Raw genomic sequence first — 16802 nt, 5'->3', positions numbered from 1 at the left:
GGGAGGGACCTCGGCCCTCCGATACGCTCAGGTTCGGTGGAACCTGCGGCCAAGGAGCGGAACCAGTGTCTGATCTGTCCCAGATCGTGAAGGCGTACGACGTCCGAGGGACGGTGCCGGACCAGTGGGACGAGCGGGTCGCCGAGGCGCTCGGAGCCGCATTCACCCAGCTGCTCAACACCACCGACGAGCCGGGCGACGCGGTCGTCGTCGGGTACGACATGCGGGCCACTTCGCCCGGGTTGGCCGCCGCCTTCGCCACCGGTGTACGGGCCGAGGGGCGCTCGGTGATCGAGATCGGGCTCGCCTCCACCGATCTGCTCTACTTCGCCTCCGGCTCACTCGACCTGCCCGGTGCCATGTTCACGGCCAGTCACAACCCGGCCCAGTACAACGGCATCAAGATGTGCCGCTCCGGTGCGCGGCCGATCGGCCAGGACAGCGGGCTGGCCGAGATCCGGAAGCGGGCTCAGGCGCTGCTGGATTCGGGCGCGTCCCGTCCGGCCGGTGAGCCGACCCGCCCGGCACAGCGGCGGGACCTGCTTCCCGACTATGCCGCCTACCTGCGCAAGCTGGTCGACCTCTCCGGCATCCGGCCGCTGAAGGTGGTGGTCGACGCCGGCAACGGAATGGGTGGCTTCACCGTTCCCACCGTGCTGGGTGACGCCGCCCTGTCGGCGCTGCCGCTGGAGATCGTCCCGCTCTACTTCGAACTGGACGGCACCTTCCCCAACCACGAGGCCAACCCGCTGGACCCTGCGAACCTGGTCGACCTGCAGCGTGCCGTGGTCGAGCACGGGGCCGACATCGGGCTGGCCTTCGACGGCGACGCCGACCGGTGCTTCGTGGTGGACGAGCGCGGTGAGCCGGTCTCACCGTCGGCGATCACCGCCCTGGTCGCCGCGCGTGAGCTGGCCAAGCACCCCGGCTCCACGGTGATCCACGGCCTGATCACCTCCAGCGCCGTGCCGGAGATCATCCGCGAGCACGGTGGGGAGCCGGTGGTCGCCCGGGTCGGGCACTCCTTCATCAAGGCGGAGATGGCGCGCACCAACGCCGTCTTCGGCGGCGAGCACTCCGCGCACTACTACTTCCGGGACTTCTGGTTCGCCGACACCGGAATGCTGGCCGCGATGCACACGCTCGCCGCGCTCGGGGAGCAGTCGCTGCCACTGTCCGTCCTGGCCGGCGAGTACGAGCGCTACATCGCCTCCGGTGAGATCAACTCGACGGTCATCGACCAGGCGGCGGCGGTTGCCGAGGTGCGGGCGGCCTACCCCGACGCGACGGCCGACGAGATGGACGGTCTCACCCTGCGTTTCCCCGACGGCGCGTGGTTCAACCTGCGCGCCTCCAACACCGAGCCGCTGCTGCGGCTCAACGTCGAGGCGCCCACCCGCGAGCGGATGATCTCGCTCCGTGACGAGGTGCTCGGCCGGGTTCGCCGATAAGATCGCCTGCGCCGGTCGGCACCGCCGCCGGTGAAGCCGCACACGTGGAAGGAGCCGTGCCATGGCCCTGGATCCGCAGTTGCTCGAGATTCTCGCCTGTCCGGACACGCACCACGCCCCGCTCAGCTACGACGCCGAGGGGCAGACGCTCACCTGCACGCAGTGCGGCCGGATCTTCGAGGTCCGTGACGACGTGCCGGTGCTGCTTCTCGACGAGGCACGCGGCGGCCCCGGGCAGTCCTCATGATCGACGGTACGGCCGGTGTCAGCGGACGTCGTGACGCCGACGAAGCCCTGCTCGACAACCCGGACGCCCTGGCCGAGCACGACCCGGGCGGCATGCTCCGGCACACCGCCTCGGCCGGCGCACAGGTCCGCGAGACGGCCGCCCTGGCCGCCGAGGCGAACCTCGCCGTGCTCGCCGACGACGGGCGGCCCCGGGCCGTCGTGATCGCCGGCATCGGCACCGCCGGGCGTACCGGCGACGTGCTGGCCACGGTGGCCGGGCCACGCTGCCCGGTTCCGGTCATCGCGCACCGCAGCGCGGGCGTACCCGGTTGGGTGGGCGCGGCCGACGTGGTGATCGCGGTGAGCGCGTCCGGTCGCAGCCCGGAGGCGCTCGGCGCCGCCGAGGCGGCGCACCGGCGGGGCGCCCGGCTGGTCGCGGTGGGTGCCCCCGACTCGCAGTTGCAGTCGGTCGCCGAGCGGGCCCGGGCGCCGTTCATCCCGGTGCCCCGGCGCGCACCGGCGCGGGCGAGCCTCTGGGCGCTGACCGTGCCGGTGCTGCTCGCCGCCCGTTCTCTCGGGCTCGTGAAGGTCAACGAGGCGGACCTCGCGGAGACCGCGGCCCGGCTCGACGCGGACGCCGACCGCTGCCGGTCCGCCGCGGAGTCCTTCGTGAACCCGGCGAAGTCACTGGCCCTGGGCCTGGCCGGCTCGATCCCGATCGTCTGGGGCTCGTCCCCGCTGGCGACCGTGGCGGCCCGCCGTTTCGGCGACACCCTGTCGGCCAACGCCCGCTACCCGGTGGTCACCGGTGCGCTCGGCGAGGCCGGTCGGGGCCGGGTCGGCCTGCTCGACGGCGTCTTCGGTGGGCTGGCCGAGGGGGAGCGGGACATCTTCGCCGACCCGGCGGAGGACGACGGTGAGGGCACCCGGCTGCGGCTCGTGCTGCTGCGCGACGGTGGGCTCAACGCCGAGGACGACACGGACGAGCCGCTGGCGGTCGAGGAGCGCCGCGCGGACGCCGTGCAGACCCTCGCCGAGCGCCGCGGCGTGCGATGCGACGTGGTGACCGCCGAGGGTGGCTCCGCGCTGGAGCGGCTGGCCTCGCTGATCGCCGTACCCGATTTCGCCTCGATCTACCTTGCCCTGGCCCACGGGCTGGACCCGATGGCGGTACCAGCCATCACCGAGATGAAGGAGCTGTCGAACCAGTGAACGGACCTAGTGCGCGGCGGAACACCGTCAAGCCGGGCGGTGCCGCGCGGCGGAGCGGAGCGACGGCGTGAGCGCCAACGGTGGGACCAAGGCGATCGTCGCGGCACTGCTGGCCAACATCGGCATCGCCGTCACCAAGTTCGTCGCGTTCATCCTGACCGGCTCGTCGTCGATGCTGGCCGAGGCGATCCACTCGGTCGCCGACTCCGGCAACCAGGGTCTGCTGCTGCTCGGTGGCAAGCGGGCGAAGCGCGAGGCGACCCCGCAGCACCCGTTCGGGTACGGCCGGGAGCGCTACATCTACGCGTTCATCGTGTCGATCGTGCTGTTCAGCGTCGGTGGCCTGTTCGCCCTGTACGAGGCGTACCACAAGTGGGCGCATCCACACGGGATCACCGAATGGCACTGGGTGCCGGTGGTCGTGCTGGTGTCGGCGATCATCATGGAGTCGTTCTCCTTCCGGACGGCCATCAAGGAGTCCAACCACATCCGCGGCAACCAGTCCTGGGTGCACTTCATCCGCCGGGCCAAGGCACCGGAGCTGCCGGTGGTGCTGCTGGAGGACTTCGGCGCGCTGGTCGGTCTGGTGTTCGCGCTGTTCGGCGTCACCATGACGCTGATCACCGGCAACGGCGAGTGGGACGCCGCCGGCACCGCCATGATCGGCATCCTGCTGGTGACCATCGCGATCGTGCTGGCCATCGAGACGAAGAGCCTGCTGCTCGGTGAGGGTGCTGAGCAGCACGACGTGGACGCCATCGAGCGGGCCATCACCGACGGCCCGGAGGTCGAGCGGATCATCCACATGAAGACGCTCTACCTGGGGCCGGAGGAGCTGATGGTGGCCGCGAAGATCGCGGTGCCGGCCTGCGAGAGCGCCGAGGACCTGGCCCGGGGCATCAACGCCGCGGAGGCGCGGATCCGCGCGGCGGTGCCGACCGCCCGGGTGATCTACCTGGAGCCCGACATCTACAGCGCCGCCGCCGCCGAGGCCGGCACCGGTGCCGTCGCCGGCACCGCCGTACCGCAACCGCAGGACGCGTCGGGTGAGGCGGCCGGGCGGCCCGGGGGCTGACCGGTGGAACTGTTGTACGGACCGATCCGGGACTACGCCTGGGGGTCCCGCTCGGCGATCGCCATGTTGCAGGGGCGACCGGTGCCCAGCGCCGGCCCCGAGGCGGAGCTGTGGTTGGGTGCCCACCCGGGCGCACCGGCCAGCGTCGAGCGGGCCGGCCTCCGGGTCAGCCTCTGTGACCTGGTGCGCGACGAGCCGGGGCAGTGGCTCGGCCAGCGGGTCTCGGATCGGTTCGGCAGCCGGCTGCCGTTCCTGCTGAAGGTGCTCGCCGCAGAGGCTCCGCTGAGCCTCCAGGCCCACCCGGACGCCGAGCAGGCCCGGGCGGGCTACGAGGCGGACACCGGACGGCCGCCGGGGGAGCGCAACTACTCCGATCCGTACCACAAGCCGGAGTTGCTGGTGGCGCTCACGCCGTTCGAGGCGCTGTGCGGCTTCCGGGACCCGGTGGTGTCGGCCGAGGCGCTCGACGCGTTCGGCGTACCGGCGTTGGCGCCGGTGGTCGCCGCGTTGCGGACGGGGCCGGCGGGGCTGCGTACGGCGGTGCGGACGCTGCTCGGCTGGCCGTTCGCGGAGCGCGACGATCTGCTGAGTTCCGTGGTCGCGGCGTCGACGGACGGCCCGGACGCGGAGCTGGCCCGCCGGCTGGCCCTCGCGTACCCGGGCGACCCGGGCGTGCTGGTCGCGCTGCTGCTGCACCACCTGCGGCTGTCGCCCGGGGAGGCCATCTGGATGCCCGCCGGCAACCTGCACGCCTATCTGAGCGGTTGCGGCGTGGAGATCATGGCGGCCAGTGACAACGTGCTGCGTGGCGGGCTGACCCCGAAGCGGGTGGACGTCGACGAGTTGATGCGGGTGCTGCGCTTCGAGGTGCTCGACGATCCGGTGCGGGCCGCGCAGCAGGTTGCGCCGGGGGTGGAGTGTTGGCCGGTGCCGGTGGACGACTTCGCGCTGCACCGGGTGCGGGTCGGTTCGGCGGTGCCCTCGGTCACGCTGTCGCTCCCGGGACCTCGCGTCGTGCTCTGTGCCGTGGGCCCGATCGCCGTGGACGACGGGGCCGGGGCGCTGACGCTGGCCTCCGGCCAGGCGGCGATCGGGACCGCGGCGGGCGAGTCGCTGCGGGTCAGCGGCAACGGTGAGGCGTACGTGGCAACCGCTGGGTTGCGCTGACGGTCGCTCGCTGCGCCGACACAAGTCCGACTTTCCCGGAATAGCTTGACTCGCCTCTGGCTGAGTGTGACTCTATGAGTACGCAGCGTTATCGCGACGACGGTCCGACAACGTGCGGGGAACCAAACCGGGGGGATGCACGGGGCGGGCGGGACGTGGGCGGATTTTTCGTCCACCACCGACCGCCCCGTGCGCTGTCCGCCGACCGTCCCCGGCCGGCCGTCCCTGGCGCGCGTAAGGTGGAGAGTCGGCGCAGACATCGTTCGACAGGAGCTTTCATGACCAGCACCCTCCCGGCGTCTCCCAGCGGTACGCCGTCCGAGGCTCGGCCGAGCACCCTCGCCGAGGGCGACTTCAAGGTGGCGGATCTGTCGCTCGCCGAGTTCGGGCGCAAGGAGATCCAGCTCGCCGAGCACGAGATGCCCGGCCTGATGTCGATCCGCCGGGAGTTCGCCGAGGCACAGCCGCTCGCCGGCGCGCGGATCACCGGCTCGCTGCACATGACCATCCAGACCGCCGTCCTGATCGAGACGCTGGTCGCCCTCGGCGCGCAGGTCCGCTGGGCGTCCTGCAACATCTTCTCCACCCAGGACCACGCCGCCGCGGCGATCGTCGTCGGCCCGGACGGCACCCCCGAGGCCCCCGCCGGCGTCCCGGTCTACGCCTGGAAGGGCGAAACCCTGCCGGAGTACTGGTGGTGCACCGAGCAGGTGCTCACCTGGCCGGACGGGCAGGGCCCGAACATGATCCTCGACGACGGCGGCGACGCCACCCTGCTGGTGCACAAGGGTGCCGAGTTCGAGAAGGCCGGGGCCGTGCCGCCGGTCGAGTCCGCCGACTCCGAGGAGTACGCGGTCATCCTCGAACTGCTGCACCGCTCGCTCGCCGAGGACGGTCAGCGCTGGACGCGGATCTCCTCCGGCATCAAGGGCGTCACCGAGGAGACCACCACCGGCGTGCACCGGCTCTACGAGATGCACCGCGCCGGCACGCTGCTCTTCCCGGCCATCAACGTCAACGACTCGGTGACCAAGAGCAAGTTCGACAACAAGTACGGCTGCCGGCACTCGCTGATCGACGGCATCAACCGGGCCACCGACGTGCTGATCGGCGGCAAGATGGCCGTCGTGATGGGCTACGGCGACGTGGGCAAGGGCTGCGCCGAGTCGCTGCGCGGCCAGGGCGCCCGGGTCGTGGTGACCGAGGTGGACCCGATCTGCGCGCTGCAGGCCGCGATGGACGGCTACCAGGTGGCCACCCTGGACGACGTGGTCGAGCAGGCGGACATCTTCATCACCGCCACCGGCTGCTTCAACGTCATCACCAACGAGCACATGGCCCGGATGAAGCACCAGGCCATCGTCGGCAACATCGGCCACTTCGACAACGAGATCGACATGGCCGGCCTGGCCAAGCGCTCGGACGTCGAGCGGGTCAACATCAAGCCGCAGGTCGACCTGTGGCGCTTCGCCGACGGGCACGCCATCATCGTGCTCTCCGAGGGCCGCCTGCTGAACCTGGGCAACGCCACCGGGCACCCGAGCTTCGTGATGTCGAACTCGTTCGCCAACCAGACGATCGCCCAGATCGAGCTGTTCACCAAGACCGAGGAGTACCCGATCGGCGTCTACGTGCTGCCCAAGCACCTGGACGAGAAGGTCGCCCGGCTGCACCTGGGCGCGCTCGGCGCGAAGCTGAGCACGCTGACCAAGGAGCAGGCCGCCTACCTGGGCGTCTCCACCGAGGGTCCGTTCAAGCCGGACCACTACCGCTACTGATCGACGCGTCACGCACCGGGTCGGCTGTTCGCAGCCGGCCCGGTTCGTCGTCTCCGGACCGCTCCGACGCCGGTCAGTCCGGGCGGGAACGGCGGCGGGCGGGGCGGAACCACGTCCACAGGCACCAGACCAGCCAGCCGAGCGACACGACGGTGGCCAGTGCCCGCAGGCGCAGTGCGCTGAGCAGCAGCACCACGGCCAGCACCGTCAGCCACGGCAGGAATCCCCTCACGGCGGGGATCCTTCCACAGCCGGACGGCACCCCGCTGATCGTCGCCCGGTCGTGGTCGCTCGCGGGCCAGGTGAGCTTGTCGTGAACAACTTGACGGGCCCTCTGAACAGGAGGAAGGTATGGCTGCCCTAAGTAAGCTGAGGCGTACCTATTGATCTCGGAGCCCGGATGTTCGCCACCTACCTGATCGGTCTGCGGGAGGGCCTGGAAGCGACCCTGGTGGTCAGCATCCTCGTCGCCTTCCTGGTGAAGTCGCAGCGCCGGGACCGGTTGCCTCAGGTCTGGGCAGGGGTCGGCCTGGCCGTCGCGCTGTCGGTGCTCTTCGGCTGGCTGATCGAGTACACCTCGACCTCGCTGCTGGCCCGCTCCGAGGACCGCGAGCTGTTCGAGGCGGTCACCTCGGTCGCCGCCGTTGTCTTCGTCACCTGGATGATCTTCTGGATGCGCCGGGCGGCCCGCACCATCGCCGGCGAGCTGCGCGGCAAGCTCACCGAGGCGCTGGCCGTCGGGTCCCTCGCGGTCGCCGGGATGGCCTTCCTCGCCGTGATCCGGGAGGGCCTGGAGACCGCGCTGATCTTCTACTCCGCCGCCCAGGGCGCGGCCGGCGACAGCGGGCCGTTGCTCGCGCTGATCGGCGGCATCGCCACCGCCGTGGTGATCGGTGCCCTGCTCTACGCCAGCGCCCTGCGGATCAACCTCAGCAAGTTCTTCACCTGGACCGGCGCGCTGCTGATCCTGGTCGCCGCCGGCATCCTCAAGTACGGCGTGCACGACTTCCAGGAGGCCGGCGTCCTGCCCGGCCTGAACGACCTGGCCTTCGACATCACCACGACGCTGGACCCGAGCACCTGGTACGCCGCACTGCTCGCCGGCATGTTCAACGTGACCCCCGCACCCACCGTGCTGGAGACGATCGCCTGGGTCGGGTACGCCGTGCCGGTTCTCCTGCTCTTCCTGCGCCCGTCCCGGCGTAAGCCGGCACCCGTCCCGACGGCGGCCGCGCCCGCGAGCGAGGCGGCCCCGACGACCGGCGCGACCGACACCGCGACCACCCCCACCACCGTCACCGAGCGCGGGGCCGACACCGGCGCCGAGGCCGAGGCGGCGACCACGCCGCAGCGTGCCTGACCCCACGAGGAGAGACAGCTCAGATGCGTACCACCCGATTCTTCGCGCTGGCCGCTGCCGGCGTGCTGGCCACGACCGGTGTCGCCGCCTGCTCCGACTCCGAGAAGGGTGACTCGGCCACCGCCGGCGGCCCGATCGTGGTCAAGGCCAGTGACACCGCCTGCGACGTCGGCACCACCGACCTCGGTGCGGGAACCGCCACCTTCAAGATCACCAACTCCGGCGCGAAGGTGACCGAGTTCTACGTGTACGCCTCCGGCGACCGTGTGATGGGCGAGGTGGAGAACATCGCCCCCGGGCTGAGCCGTGAGCTGCACGTGGAGCTGCCGGCCGGCACGTACGAGACGGCCTGCAAGCCGGGGATGAGCGGCAAGGGCATCCGCGGCGCGCTCAAGGTCAGCGGGTCGGCCGAGCCGCTGACCGCCGACGCCGCGCTGGCCGGTGCCACGGACAACTACCAGCGCTACGTCAAGAGCCAGACCGGCGCGCTGCTGGAGAAGACCGAGGAGTTCGTCGCCGCGGTCAAGGCCGGCGACGTGGCGAAGGCCAAGGCGCTCTTCCCGGTGGCCCGGACCTACTGGGAGCGGATCGAGCCGGTGGCCGAGATCTTCGGCGACCTCGACCCCAAGATCGACGGCCGCGAGGAGGTCATCGAGGAGGGGATGGAGTTCACCGGCTTCCACCGGATCGAGAAGGACCTCTGGCAGTCCGGCGACATCAGCAAGGACGGTCCGATCGCCGACCGGCTGCTGGTCGACGTGAAGGAGATCGTGGCCAAGGCCAACGCTGAGAAGCTCTCGCCGCTCCAGCTCGCCAACGGCGCCAAGGAACTGCTCGACGAGGTCGCCAGCGGCAAGATCACCGGGGAGGAGGACCGCTACTCGCACACCGACCTGTGGGACTTCGCCGCCAACCTGGAAGGGTCCAAGGCCGCCGTGTCCGCCCTCCGGCCGGCGCTGGAGCAGCGCTCGCCGGAGCTGGTGAAGCAACTGGACACCGAGTTCACCAACGTCGAGGCGCTGCTCGGCAAGCACCGCGACGGCGACGGGTGGAAGCTGCACACCGCCCTGAGCAAGGCCGAGCTCAAGGAGCTGTCCGACGGCATCAACGCCCTCGCCGAGCCGATCAGTAAGGTCGCCGCGGTCGTCGCCCGGTGACCGGACGTCAGGGAGAGTCGAGTCGATGAGCGGGAGCAGGTTGACCCGCCGGCGAGCGATCACGCTCGCCGGCGCCGGGGTGGCCGGAGTCGCCGGGGTGGCCGCCGGTGCGGGCGCGCTGATCAGCGGGTCCCGTGACCCGGCCGCGGCCAGCGACCACCCGGCTGGGGCCGTGCCGTTCCACGGCGAGCACCAGGCCGGCATCGTCACCCCGGCCCAGGATCGGCTGCACTTCGTCGCCTTCGACGTGATCACCAAGGACCGGGCCCGGCTGGTCGAGCTGCTCCAGGAGTGGACGGCCGCCGCCGCGCGGATGACCGCCGGGCGCGACGCCGGGGTGCTCGGCGCGGTCGGCGGGATGCCCGAGGCTCCGCCGGACGACACCGGTGAGGCCCTCGGCCTGCCCCCGTCGCAGCTCACCCTGACCATCGGCTTCGGGCCGACGCTGTTCCGCGACGCCGACGGCCGGGACCGGTTCGGCATCGCCGACCGGCGCCCGGCGGCCCTGGCCGAGCTGCCGAACTTCCCCGGCGACGCGTTGCAGCCACAGCTCTCCGGCGGCGACCTCTGCGTGCAGGCGTGTGCCAACGATCCGCAGGTGGCGGTGCACGCGATCCGCAACCTGGCCCGGCTCGGCATGGGCGTGGTGAGCGTCCGCTGGTCGCAGCTCGGCTTCGGCCGTACCTCGTCGACCTCGCGGGACCAGGCCACGGCGCGCAACCTGTTCGGCTTCAAGGACGGCACGGCCAACCTGAAGGCCGAGGACACCGACCTGCTCCGCGACCAGTTGTGGGTGCAGCCGGGCGACGGGCCGGACTGGATGGCCGGCGGCTCGTACCTGGTCACCCGCAAGATCCGGATGCTCGTGGAGACCTGGGACCGGACCTCGCTCGTCGAGCAGGAGGAGATCGTCGGTCGGACCAAGGGCAGCGGTGCGCCGCTGGGCAGAACGGACGAGTTCGACGAGCCGGACTTCGCCGCGCGCGGTGCCGACGGGCAGCCGGTGATCGCCGAGCACGCCCACGTCACGCTCGCCCACCCCAGCCGGAACAACGGCGCCCACCTGCTGCGCCGGGGCTACAACTTCGTTGACGGCTCGGACGGCCTCGGCCGGCTCGACGCGGGCCTCTTCTTCATCGCCTACCAGCGGGATCCGCGCCGGCAGTTCGTGCCGATCCAGACCCAGTTGGCCCGGCACGACGTGATGAACGAATACCTGCGGCATGTCTCCAGCGGTCTGTTCGCCTGCCCGCCGGGGGTGCGCGACGGCGGTGACCACTGGGGGCGGACGCTCTTCGGCTGACCCCGTCCGCATCGCGACAGCGCGACCGGCCCGAGGTGGCGGTGGCGCGCGGTGGCGCCGAAGGGGGATCATGGTGGTAGCCCGGCCGGGGGATCCATCCGCGCGCCGGGCCCCGCACCACGTGGCGCCGCCGCCACGGGTCGGGAGATGACACTTTGCCGGCGGCACCAACCGTGCCGGTGACGCCGGTCCCACCGAACTGAATGGGGATGCAATATTAATCCCATGAGAGCCCGGGTACTGGTGGTCGACGACGACCCCGCCCTCGCCGAGATGCTCGGCATCGTGCTGCGTAGCGAAGGCTTCCTGCCGTCGTTCGTGGCCGACGGTGAGCGAGCCCTGGCGGCGTTTCGCGACAGTCGTCCCGATATCGTCCTCCTCGACCTGATGCTGCCCGGGATGAGCGGTATCGACGTGGCCCGGTCGATCCGGGCCGAGTCCGGCGTGCCGATCGTCATGCTGACCGCCAAGAGCGACACCGTCGACGTGGTCCTCGGCCTGGAGTCCGGTGCCGACGACTACGTGGTCAAGCCGTTCAAGCCCAAGGAGCTGGTGGCCCGGATGCGGGCCCGGCTGCGCCGGGGCGAGGACGTGGCTCCGGAGATGCTGACCATCGGGCCGCCTGACAACCAGATCACCATCGACGTCCCGGCGCACACGGTCAGCCGCAACGACGAGGAGGTGAAGCTGACTCCGCTGGAGTTCGACCTGTTGGTCGCGCTCGCCCGCAAGCCGCGTCAGGTCTTCACCCGCGAGGTGCTGCTGGAGCAGGTCTGGGGCTATCGGCACGCGGCCGACACCCGGCTGGTCAACGTGCACGTGCAGCGGCTGCGCGCCAAGATCGAGCCGGATCCGGAGCGCCCGGAAATCATCCTCACCGTGCGGGGCGTGGGCTACAAGGCGGGGACCGGATAGCCTGGTCGCACTGTGTCGACCTCCCCGCCGCCGCACCCCTCGGCCACCGCTGCTGCCCGCCGGTCCCGCGCCGGCTGGGAGCTCTGGCGCGCGCTGAGTGGGCGGGCCGCCCGGGTGGTGGCCCGGGTGCACCAGACCTGGCGTCGCTCGCTCCAGGTGCGGGTGGTGACCATCACGCTGGTCGCCTCCAGCCTGCTGGTCGGCGGCTTCGCGTTCCTGATCGCTGACAAGATCACGACGATCCTGCTGGACAACGCCCGCACCGACGTCCGGATGCGCGTGAACAGCGGCGCCGACTACGCGGCCAAGCAGGTCTCCCTCTACGGCCAGCCGCAGGAGGCGCAGCTCCAGGAGACCATCGAGGGCACGGTCAACTACCTGGCCGGCGGTGACCCCCAGCAGACCAGTGGTGTGGTGGTCGCGATCACGGCCGACGGCTACCCCAACGTCATCCAGACCCGCACCGCGCCCGCGGCGAACGTCCGGCCGCTGATCAGCCCGGAGCTGCGGGCCGCGGTCGCCGGCGGCAAGGTGGCCAGCCAGATCCGCACCGGGCGACTCACCGGGGAGTCGACGAAGTACCTCGTCTACGGCTCGCCGGTGCCCACCCGCTTCGGTCAGATCGAGCTCTACTACCTGGTGCCGCTGACCCGGCAGGACGTCACCGCCGCCGACGCCCGAGCCACCGTGGTGGCCACCGGCGTGGCCCTGGTGATCCTGCTCGGGCTGCTGGCGGCCCTGGTCACCCGGCTGGTGGTCAACCCGGTCCGGGTCGCCGCGCGCACCGCCCAGAGGCTCTCCGCCGGTCTGCTCGACCAGCGGATGGTGGTCAACGGCGAGGACGACCTGGCGCTGCTCGCCGCCTCGTTCAACCAGATGGCCACCAACCTGCAACGGCAGATCCTGCGCCTGGAGGAGATGTCCCGGTTGCAGCGCCGGTTCACCTCGGACGTCTCGCACGAGCTGCGGACCCCGCTGACCACGGTCCGGATGGCCGCCGACCTGATCTTCGCCGAGCGCGACGAGTTCGACCCGGCGGTGGCCCGCAGCGCCGAGCTGCTCCAGGCCGAGCTGGACAGGTTCGAGGAACTGCTCACCGACCTGTTGGAGATCAGCCGGTTCGACGCGGGCTTCGCCATGCTGGACTCCGAGCCCACCGACCTGGTGCCGGTGGTGCACCGGGTGGTCGACCGGTTGTCCGGCCTGGCCGAGCGGGTGGGCGTCCCGATCGAGCTGGACCTGCCCAGCACGCCGGTGATCGCCGAGGTGGACCCGCGCCGGGTCGAGCGCGTGCTGCGCAACCTGGTCGGCAACGCCGTCGAGCACGGTGAGGCCCGGCCGGTGCTGATCACCCTCGGCATCGACGAGACCGCCGTGGCGATCACCGTCCGGGATCACGGGGTGGGGCTCAAGGTGGGCGAGGAGAAGTTGGTGTTCAACCGGTTCTGGCGGGCGGACCCGTCCCGGGCCCGGCAGACCGGTGGCACCGGCCTGGGCCTGTCGATCAGCCTGGAGGACGCCCGGCTGCACGGCGGCTGGCTGGAGGCGTGGGGTGCGCCCGGGCAGGGCGCACAGTTCCGGCTCACCCTGCCGGCCCGCGCCGGTGACCGGCTGACCACGTCGCCGCTGCGGCTGGTGCCCGCCGACGCCGCGCTGCCGTTCGGCGGCCCCCGGGACGGCGGTCCGCTGGCCATCGGGCCCGGCACCGGCGGGGCGCTGGCGATCAGCCCGGCACCGGCCGGGGACGGGCAGCGAGCGGAGGTGCGCTCATGAGGAGTCGCCGCGCGCTGGGGGCACTGGGTGTGGTGTTCCTGCTGAGTGCCGGGTGCGGCATCCCGGAGGCGTCCGACGTCCGGGTCGACGGCAAGGGCGGCACCGCGGCGGAGGCCGGCGCGGTCAACGGTCGGCGCAGCGAGCCGCCGTCGCGTACGGCCAGCGGCAGCGCCAACGACGCGTTCGTGCGTAACTTCCTGTCCGCTGCCGCAGGTGAGCCGGACCGGGCCTACGAGCGGGTCAAGAACTTCGTGGCGCCGGAGCACCGGTCCCGGTTGCAGGAGAAGAAGGGCAGTGAGGTCGCGCTGACCGTGGTCCGGCTGCGGGAGACGATCTTCACCCTCAACAGCGACTCGACCACCACCGTGAAGATCACGGTCCAGCAGATCGGCGTGCTGCGGACCAACGGCACACTGGCCCCGCCGGTGGCGACCGAGACGGCGTACGAGTTCCGGCTGCGCAGCGGGGCGCTGGGCGGCACAGGCAACGACGAGCGCGCCGGCCTGTACGTCCTGGACCCGCCGAACGCGCTGCTGCTCAGCGACGTCGCCCTCCAGCTGTACTACCAGGACGAGTCGATCTACTTCTGGAACTCCGACCGCACCCGGCTGGTGCCCGACCAGCGCTACCTGCCGTTCGCGGTGCCGGACGAACGCCGGGTCAACGAGGTGGTGAAGTGGCTGGTCGGCGGGCCGTCCGAGTGGTTGCGACCCGGCGTCGTCGGGCTGCCCGACCAGACCGAGCTGATCAACAACGCCACCGGTGCGAACGACCGGTGGGAAGTCAACCTGGACATGTCCGGTGACGACAAGAGCCGGATCGACCAACTGATCACGCAGCTCGCCTGGTCCCTCGGTGACCTGAAGGGCGAGCTGGAGCTGAAGATCCGCAACAACTCGCAGCCGGTGCAGGATCTGCACGAGCGCCGGGTGTCCCATTCGCTCTACCCGATCGCCGAGGGTCCGCAGCGGTTCGGCGTGTACGAGGGCGCGATCCGCCCGCTCGACTTCGCCGGCGAGCCCAGCGGCGCCGTGCCGTTGGTGCCCGAGGTCAACCGCAACATCGTCTCGGCCGCCCTCGCGCGGGACCATGGCAGGATCCTCGCCGCGACGGTGGTGAGCAGCGGCAAGAACCGGCAGCGACTTGCCGTGGGCGCCGGTTCCGTTCCGATCTCCGCGCTCAACCGGAACGCGCCCGAGTACGCCTCGATCAGCCGCCCGGTCTGGCTGCGCACCGTCGACTCCCGTCCCGCCCAGGGTCTGGTGGTGGCCGACGGTCGGCTCTACCGCTTCGACGAGACCGCCCGGATGTACCAACTGCCCCTCAACCTGCCCTCCGCCGGGGTCACCGCGGTGGCCACCGCTCTGGACGGCCAGCGGGTCGCGTTGATCGCCGACGGCCGGCTCTACGTCGCGGCGGTCAACCTGGACGGCGGTGGCGTCTCCATCGGCCCGCCCCGGCCACTGGTCACCTCGCTGACCGGCCTCACCGCGGTCGACTGGGGCAGTGAGGACCGGCTGGTGGTGGCCGGGTCGGCCGGTCAGCCGGCGATCTACGAGATCAGCGTGGACGGTGCCCTGGAGACGCCGCTGAGGACCGACGTGGGCGCCAAGGTCAACCACCTGACGGCGTACCCGACGAACCGCACTCTGCCGCTGTCCAGCGGGGCGTACATGTACGAGGCGAACGGGGTTGCCTACCGCAGCGGCCCGTTCGAACGGATCGGACCCGAGCGGGTGCGGGACATCACCCCGCCGCCGGCCGGAGTCCGACCGAGCAACCCGTCGGCCCCGTTCTTCCTCTACTGACATCGTGCGCGGGCTCTGGGCGGATCTCGCCGATCTGGTACTGCCCGCCGACTGCGCGGGCTGCCGGCAGCGCCGGCCGGGCCTCCGGCACGGGGTCTGCCCGACCTGCGTGACAGCTCTGGACGCGCTGCGCCCCCGGCCCGTCCGTCCCACCCCCGCCCCGCCGGGCCTGCCGCCCTGCGTCGCCCTCGGCCCGTACGCCGGCCCGCTGCGGGAGACTCTGCTGGCGTACAAGGAGCACGGTCGGCACGGGCTGGCCCGACCGCTCGGGGCGCTCCTCGCCGAGGCCGTCGCGGCGGCGGTCGGCCGGGCACGTCCGGTGGCGCTGGTGCCGGTGCCGGACACCGCGGCGGCGGCCCGCGCCCGCTACGGCGACCACCTCGACCGGCTGGCCCGGCACTGCGCGGCCCGTCTGAGCCGGGGCGGCTGGCCGGTCCGGGTGGACCGGCCGCTGCGCGCGCTGCCCCGACCCGACTCGGTGACCCTGGACAGCGCCGGTCGGGCGGCGGCGGCCGAGGCGGCTTTCCGGCCCCGCTCCGGTGCCTCCGGCAGGGGCGGCGCACCGGTCGTGGTGCTGCTGGACGACATCGTCACCACCGGGGTCACCCTGGCCGCGGCGTCGCGGGTGCTGGCCGCGACCGGGCGGGCACCGACCGTCGCCGTGGTGCTCGCGGCAACCGAGAAACGACTCCATTTGTAACCGACCGTGTTTCCGTTTCACCCGTTGGTGTATGAGCTGCGAAAAATTATGGGCGGTCTCGGCAACATGGGGTGACTGCCGGGCGAACAGGAGTTAGCGTTTCGCTGTCGGGGGTAGGAGGTCGTTCCACCCGCCTCCGGCGGTGAAAGGAGGCGTAGCCGCACTGACCGGTCGACGCCAGCGGGGCTCCCCAGGGCGCGCGACCGGGTAACCGGATCGAAGACCGTCCGAACAAGGGAGGTCACGTGGACATCGTGGTCAAGGGCCGTAACGTCGAAGTGCCGGACCATTACCGGGTGCACGTAGCCGAGAAACTCGCAAAGATCGAACGCTACGACCACAAACTCATTCGTGTCGATGTCGAGCTGTTTCACGAGCGCAATCCGCGCCAAGCCGACCACTGCCAGCGGGTGGAGATCACCTGCGTTTCCCGGGGCCCGGTGATCCGGGCCGAGGCCTGCACGAACGACTTCTACAGCGCACTCGACGCGGCGATCGCGAAGCTCGACACCCGGCTGCGCCGTGCGGCCGACCGTCGCCGCGTACACCGTGGTCGGCACGCGCCGATCTCCGTCGCCGAAGCCACCGCCGGCCTGCCGGTCGCGGATCTGGTCGCCGCCCCGCTGACCGCGCCCGGTGACGGCGCCCGCGCCGGCACGGCCGTCGCGGAGCGGGTCGAGGAGGATGAGTACGACCAGCAGCCGTGGCACATCGCCCGGGAGAAGGTGCACCCGGCGGAACCGATGACCATCGACGACGCGCTGTTCGAGATGGAACTCGTCGGCCACGACTTCTACCTGTTCCAGGACAAGGAGTCCGGCCGTCCGAGCGTCGTCTACCGCCGCCACGCCTACGACTACGGGATCATCTCCCTC

At 71.5% G+C, this 16802-nt stretch carries 15 protein-coding genes; 14 read left to right on the top strand and 1 reads right to left on the bottom strand.

Annotation, left to right across the window (positions count from 1 at the left end):
- Window positions 1-65 precede the first annotated feature (65 nt).
- The 6 genes from M8C17_RS26305 (at window position 66) to ahcY (ending at window position 6911) form a co-directional block, all read left to right on the top strand.
- Window positions 66-1451, top strand: a complete 1386-nt coding sequence (locus M8C17_RS26305) for a phosphomannomutase/phosphoglucomutase (RefSeq protein WP_252419241.1) — start codon at window positions 66-68, stop codon at window positions 1449-1451.
- Between the two features lie 61 nt (window positions 1452-1512).
- Window positions 1513-1698 carry a Trm112 family protein gene (locus M8C17_RS26300; RefSeq protein ID WP_252419240.1) on the top strand — a complete coding sequence of 62 codons (186 nt, stop codon included), beginning with the start codon at window positions 1513-1515 and terminating at the stop codon, window positions 1696-1698.
- Window positions 1695-2891, top strand: a complete 1197-nt coding sequence (locus M8C17_RS26295) for an SIS domain-containing protein (protein ID WP_252419239.1) — start codon at window positions 1695-1697, stop codon at window positions 2889-2891. The genes M8C17_RS26300 and M8C17_RS26295 overlap by 4 nt, the downstream gene beginning before the upstream one ends.
- Window positions 2892-2958: 67 nt before the next feature.
- Window positions 2959-3966, top strand: a complete 1008-nt coding sequence (locus M8C17_RS26290) for a cation diffusion facilitator family transporter (protein ID WP_252419238.1) — start codon at window positions 2959-2961, stop codon at window positions 3964-3966.
- 3 nt (window positions 3967-3969) lie between these two features.
- Entirely contained in the window at window positions 3970-5133 is a 1164-nt protein-coding gene (gene manA / locus M8C17_RS26285; protein ID WP_252419237.1) for a mannose-6-phosphate isomerase, class I, read from the top strand.
- A gap of 278 nt (window positions 5134-5411) precedes the next feature.
- Complete coding sequence (ahcY, locus tag M8C17_RS26280) at window positions 5412-6911, top strand: adenosylhomocysteinase (protein WP_252419236.1); 1500 nt, start codon at window positions 5412-5414, stop codon at window positions 6909-6911.
- A 73-nt stretch (window positions 6912-6984) separates the two neighbouring features.
- Here the strand turns inward: ahcY and M8C17_RS26275 are convergent, their stop codons facing one another.
- Window positions 6985-7143: a hypothetical protein gene (locus tag M8C17_RS26275; RefSeq protein ID WP_252419235.1), complete on the bottom strand. Its 159-nt coding sequence runs from the start codon at window positions 7141-7143 to the stop codon at window positions 6985-6987.
- Window positions 7144-7311: 168 nt separating this feature from the next.
- Here M8C17_RS26275 and efeU point away from each other — a divergent pair, with 168 nt between their 5' ends.
- The 8 genes from efeU to hpf form a co-directional block, all read left to right on the top strand.
- Complete coding sequence (gene efeU, locus M8C17_RS26270; RefSeq protein ID WP_252419234.1) at window positions 7312-8271, top strand: iron uptake transporter permease EfeU; 960 nt, start codon at window positions 7312-7314, stop codon at window positions 8269-8271.
- A gap of 23 nt (window positions 8272-8294) precedes the next feature.
- Window positions 8295-9428: an iron uptake system protein EfeO gene (gene efeO, locus M8C17_RS26265; protein ID WP_252419233.1), complete on the top strand. Its 1134-nt coding sequence runs from the start codon at window positions 8295-8297 to the stop codon at window positions 9426-9428.
- 25 nt (window positions 9429-9453) lie between these two features.
- Window positions 9454-10731 carry an iron uptake transporter deferrochelatase/peroxidase subunit gene (gene efeB, locus M8C17_RS26260; protein ID WP_252419232.1) on the top strand — a complete coding sequence of 426 codons (1278 nt, stop codon included), beginning with the start codon at window positions 9454-9456 and terminating at the stop codon, window positions 10729-10731.
- Between the two features lie 225 nt (window positions 10732-10956).
- Window positions 10957-11646, top strand: coding sequence for an MtrAB system response regulator MtrA (gene mtrA / locus M8C17_RS26255; RefSeq protein WP_030331519.1), 690 nt, complete (start codon window positions 10957-10959; stop codon window positions 11644-11646).
- 12 nt (window positions 11647-11658) lie between these two features.
- Entirely contained in the window at window positions 11659-13419 is a 1761-nt protein-coding gene (mtrB, locus tag M8C17_RS26250; RefSeq protein ID WP_252419231.1) for an MtrAB system histidine kinase MtrB, read from the top strand.
- On the top strand, window positions 13416-15227 hold the full coding sequence (locus M8C17_RS26245; protein WP_252419230.1) for an LpqB family beta-propeller domain-containing protein: 1812 nt from the start codon (window positions 13416-13418) through the stop codon (window positions 15225-15227). Before mtrB ends, M8C17_RS26245 begins: the two co-directional genes overlap by 4 nt.
- A gap of 4 nt (window positions 15228-15231) precedes the next feature.
- Window positions 15232-15927, top strand: coding sequence for a ComF family protein (locus M8C17_RS26240; RefSeq protein WP_374559212.1), 696 nt, complete (start codon window positions 15232-15234; stop codon window positions 15925-15927).
- A gap of 245 nt (window positions 15928-16172) precedes the next feature.
- Window positions 16173-16802: ribosome hibernation-promoting factor, HPF/YfiA family (gene hpf / locus M8C17_RS26235; protein ID WP_252419229.1), on the top strand; the 630-nt coding region annotated here is incomplete at its 3' end.

The sequence above is a fragment of the Micromonospora sp. RHAY321 genome (assembly GCF_023896955.1).
Lineage (GTDB): Bacteria > Actinomycetota > Actinomycetes > Mycobacteriales > Micromonosporaceae > Micromonospora.
Note: the sequence above shows the minus strand (reverse complement) of the source record. Positions and strands in the feature narration are given on the sequence as shown.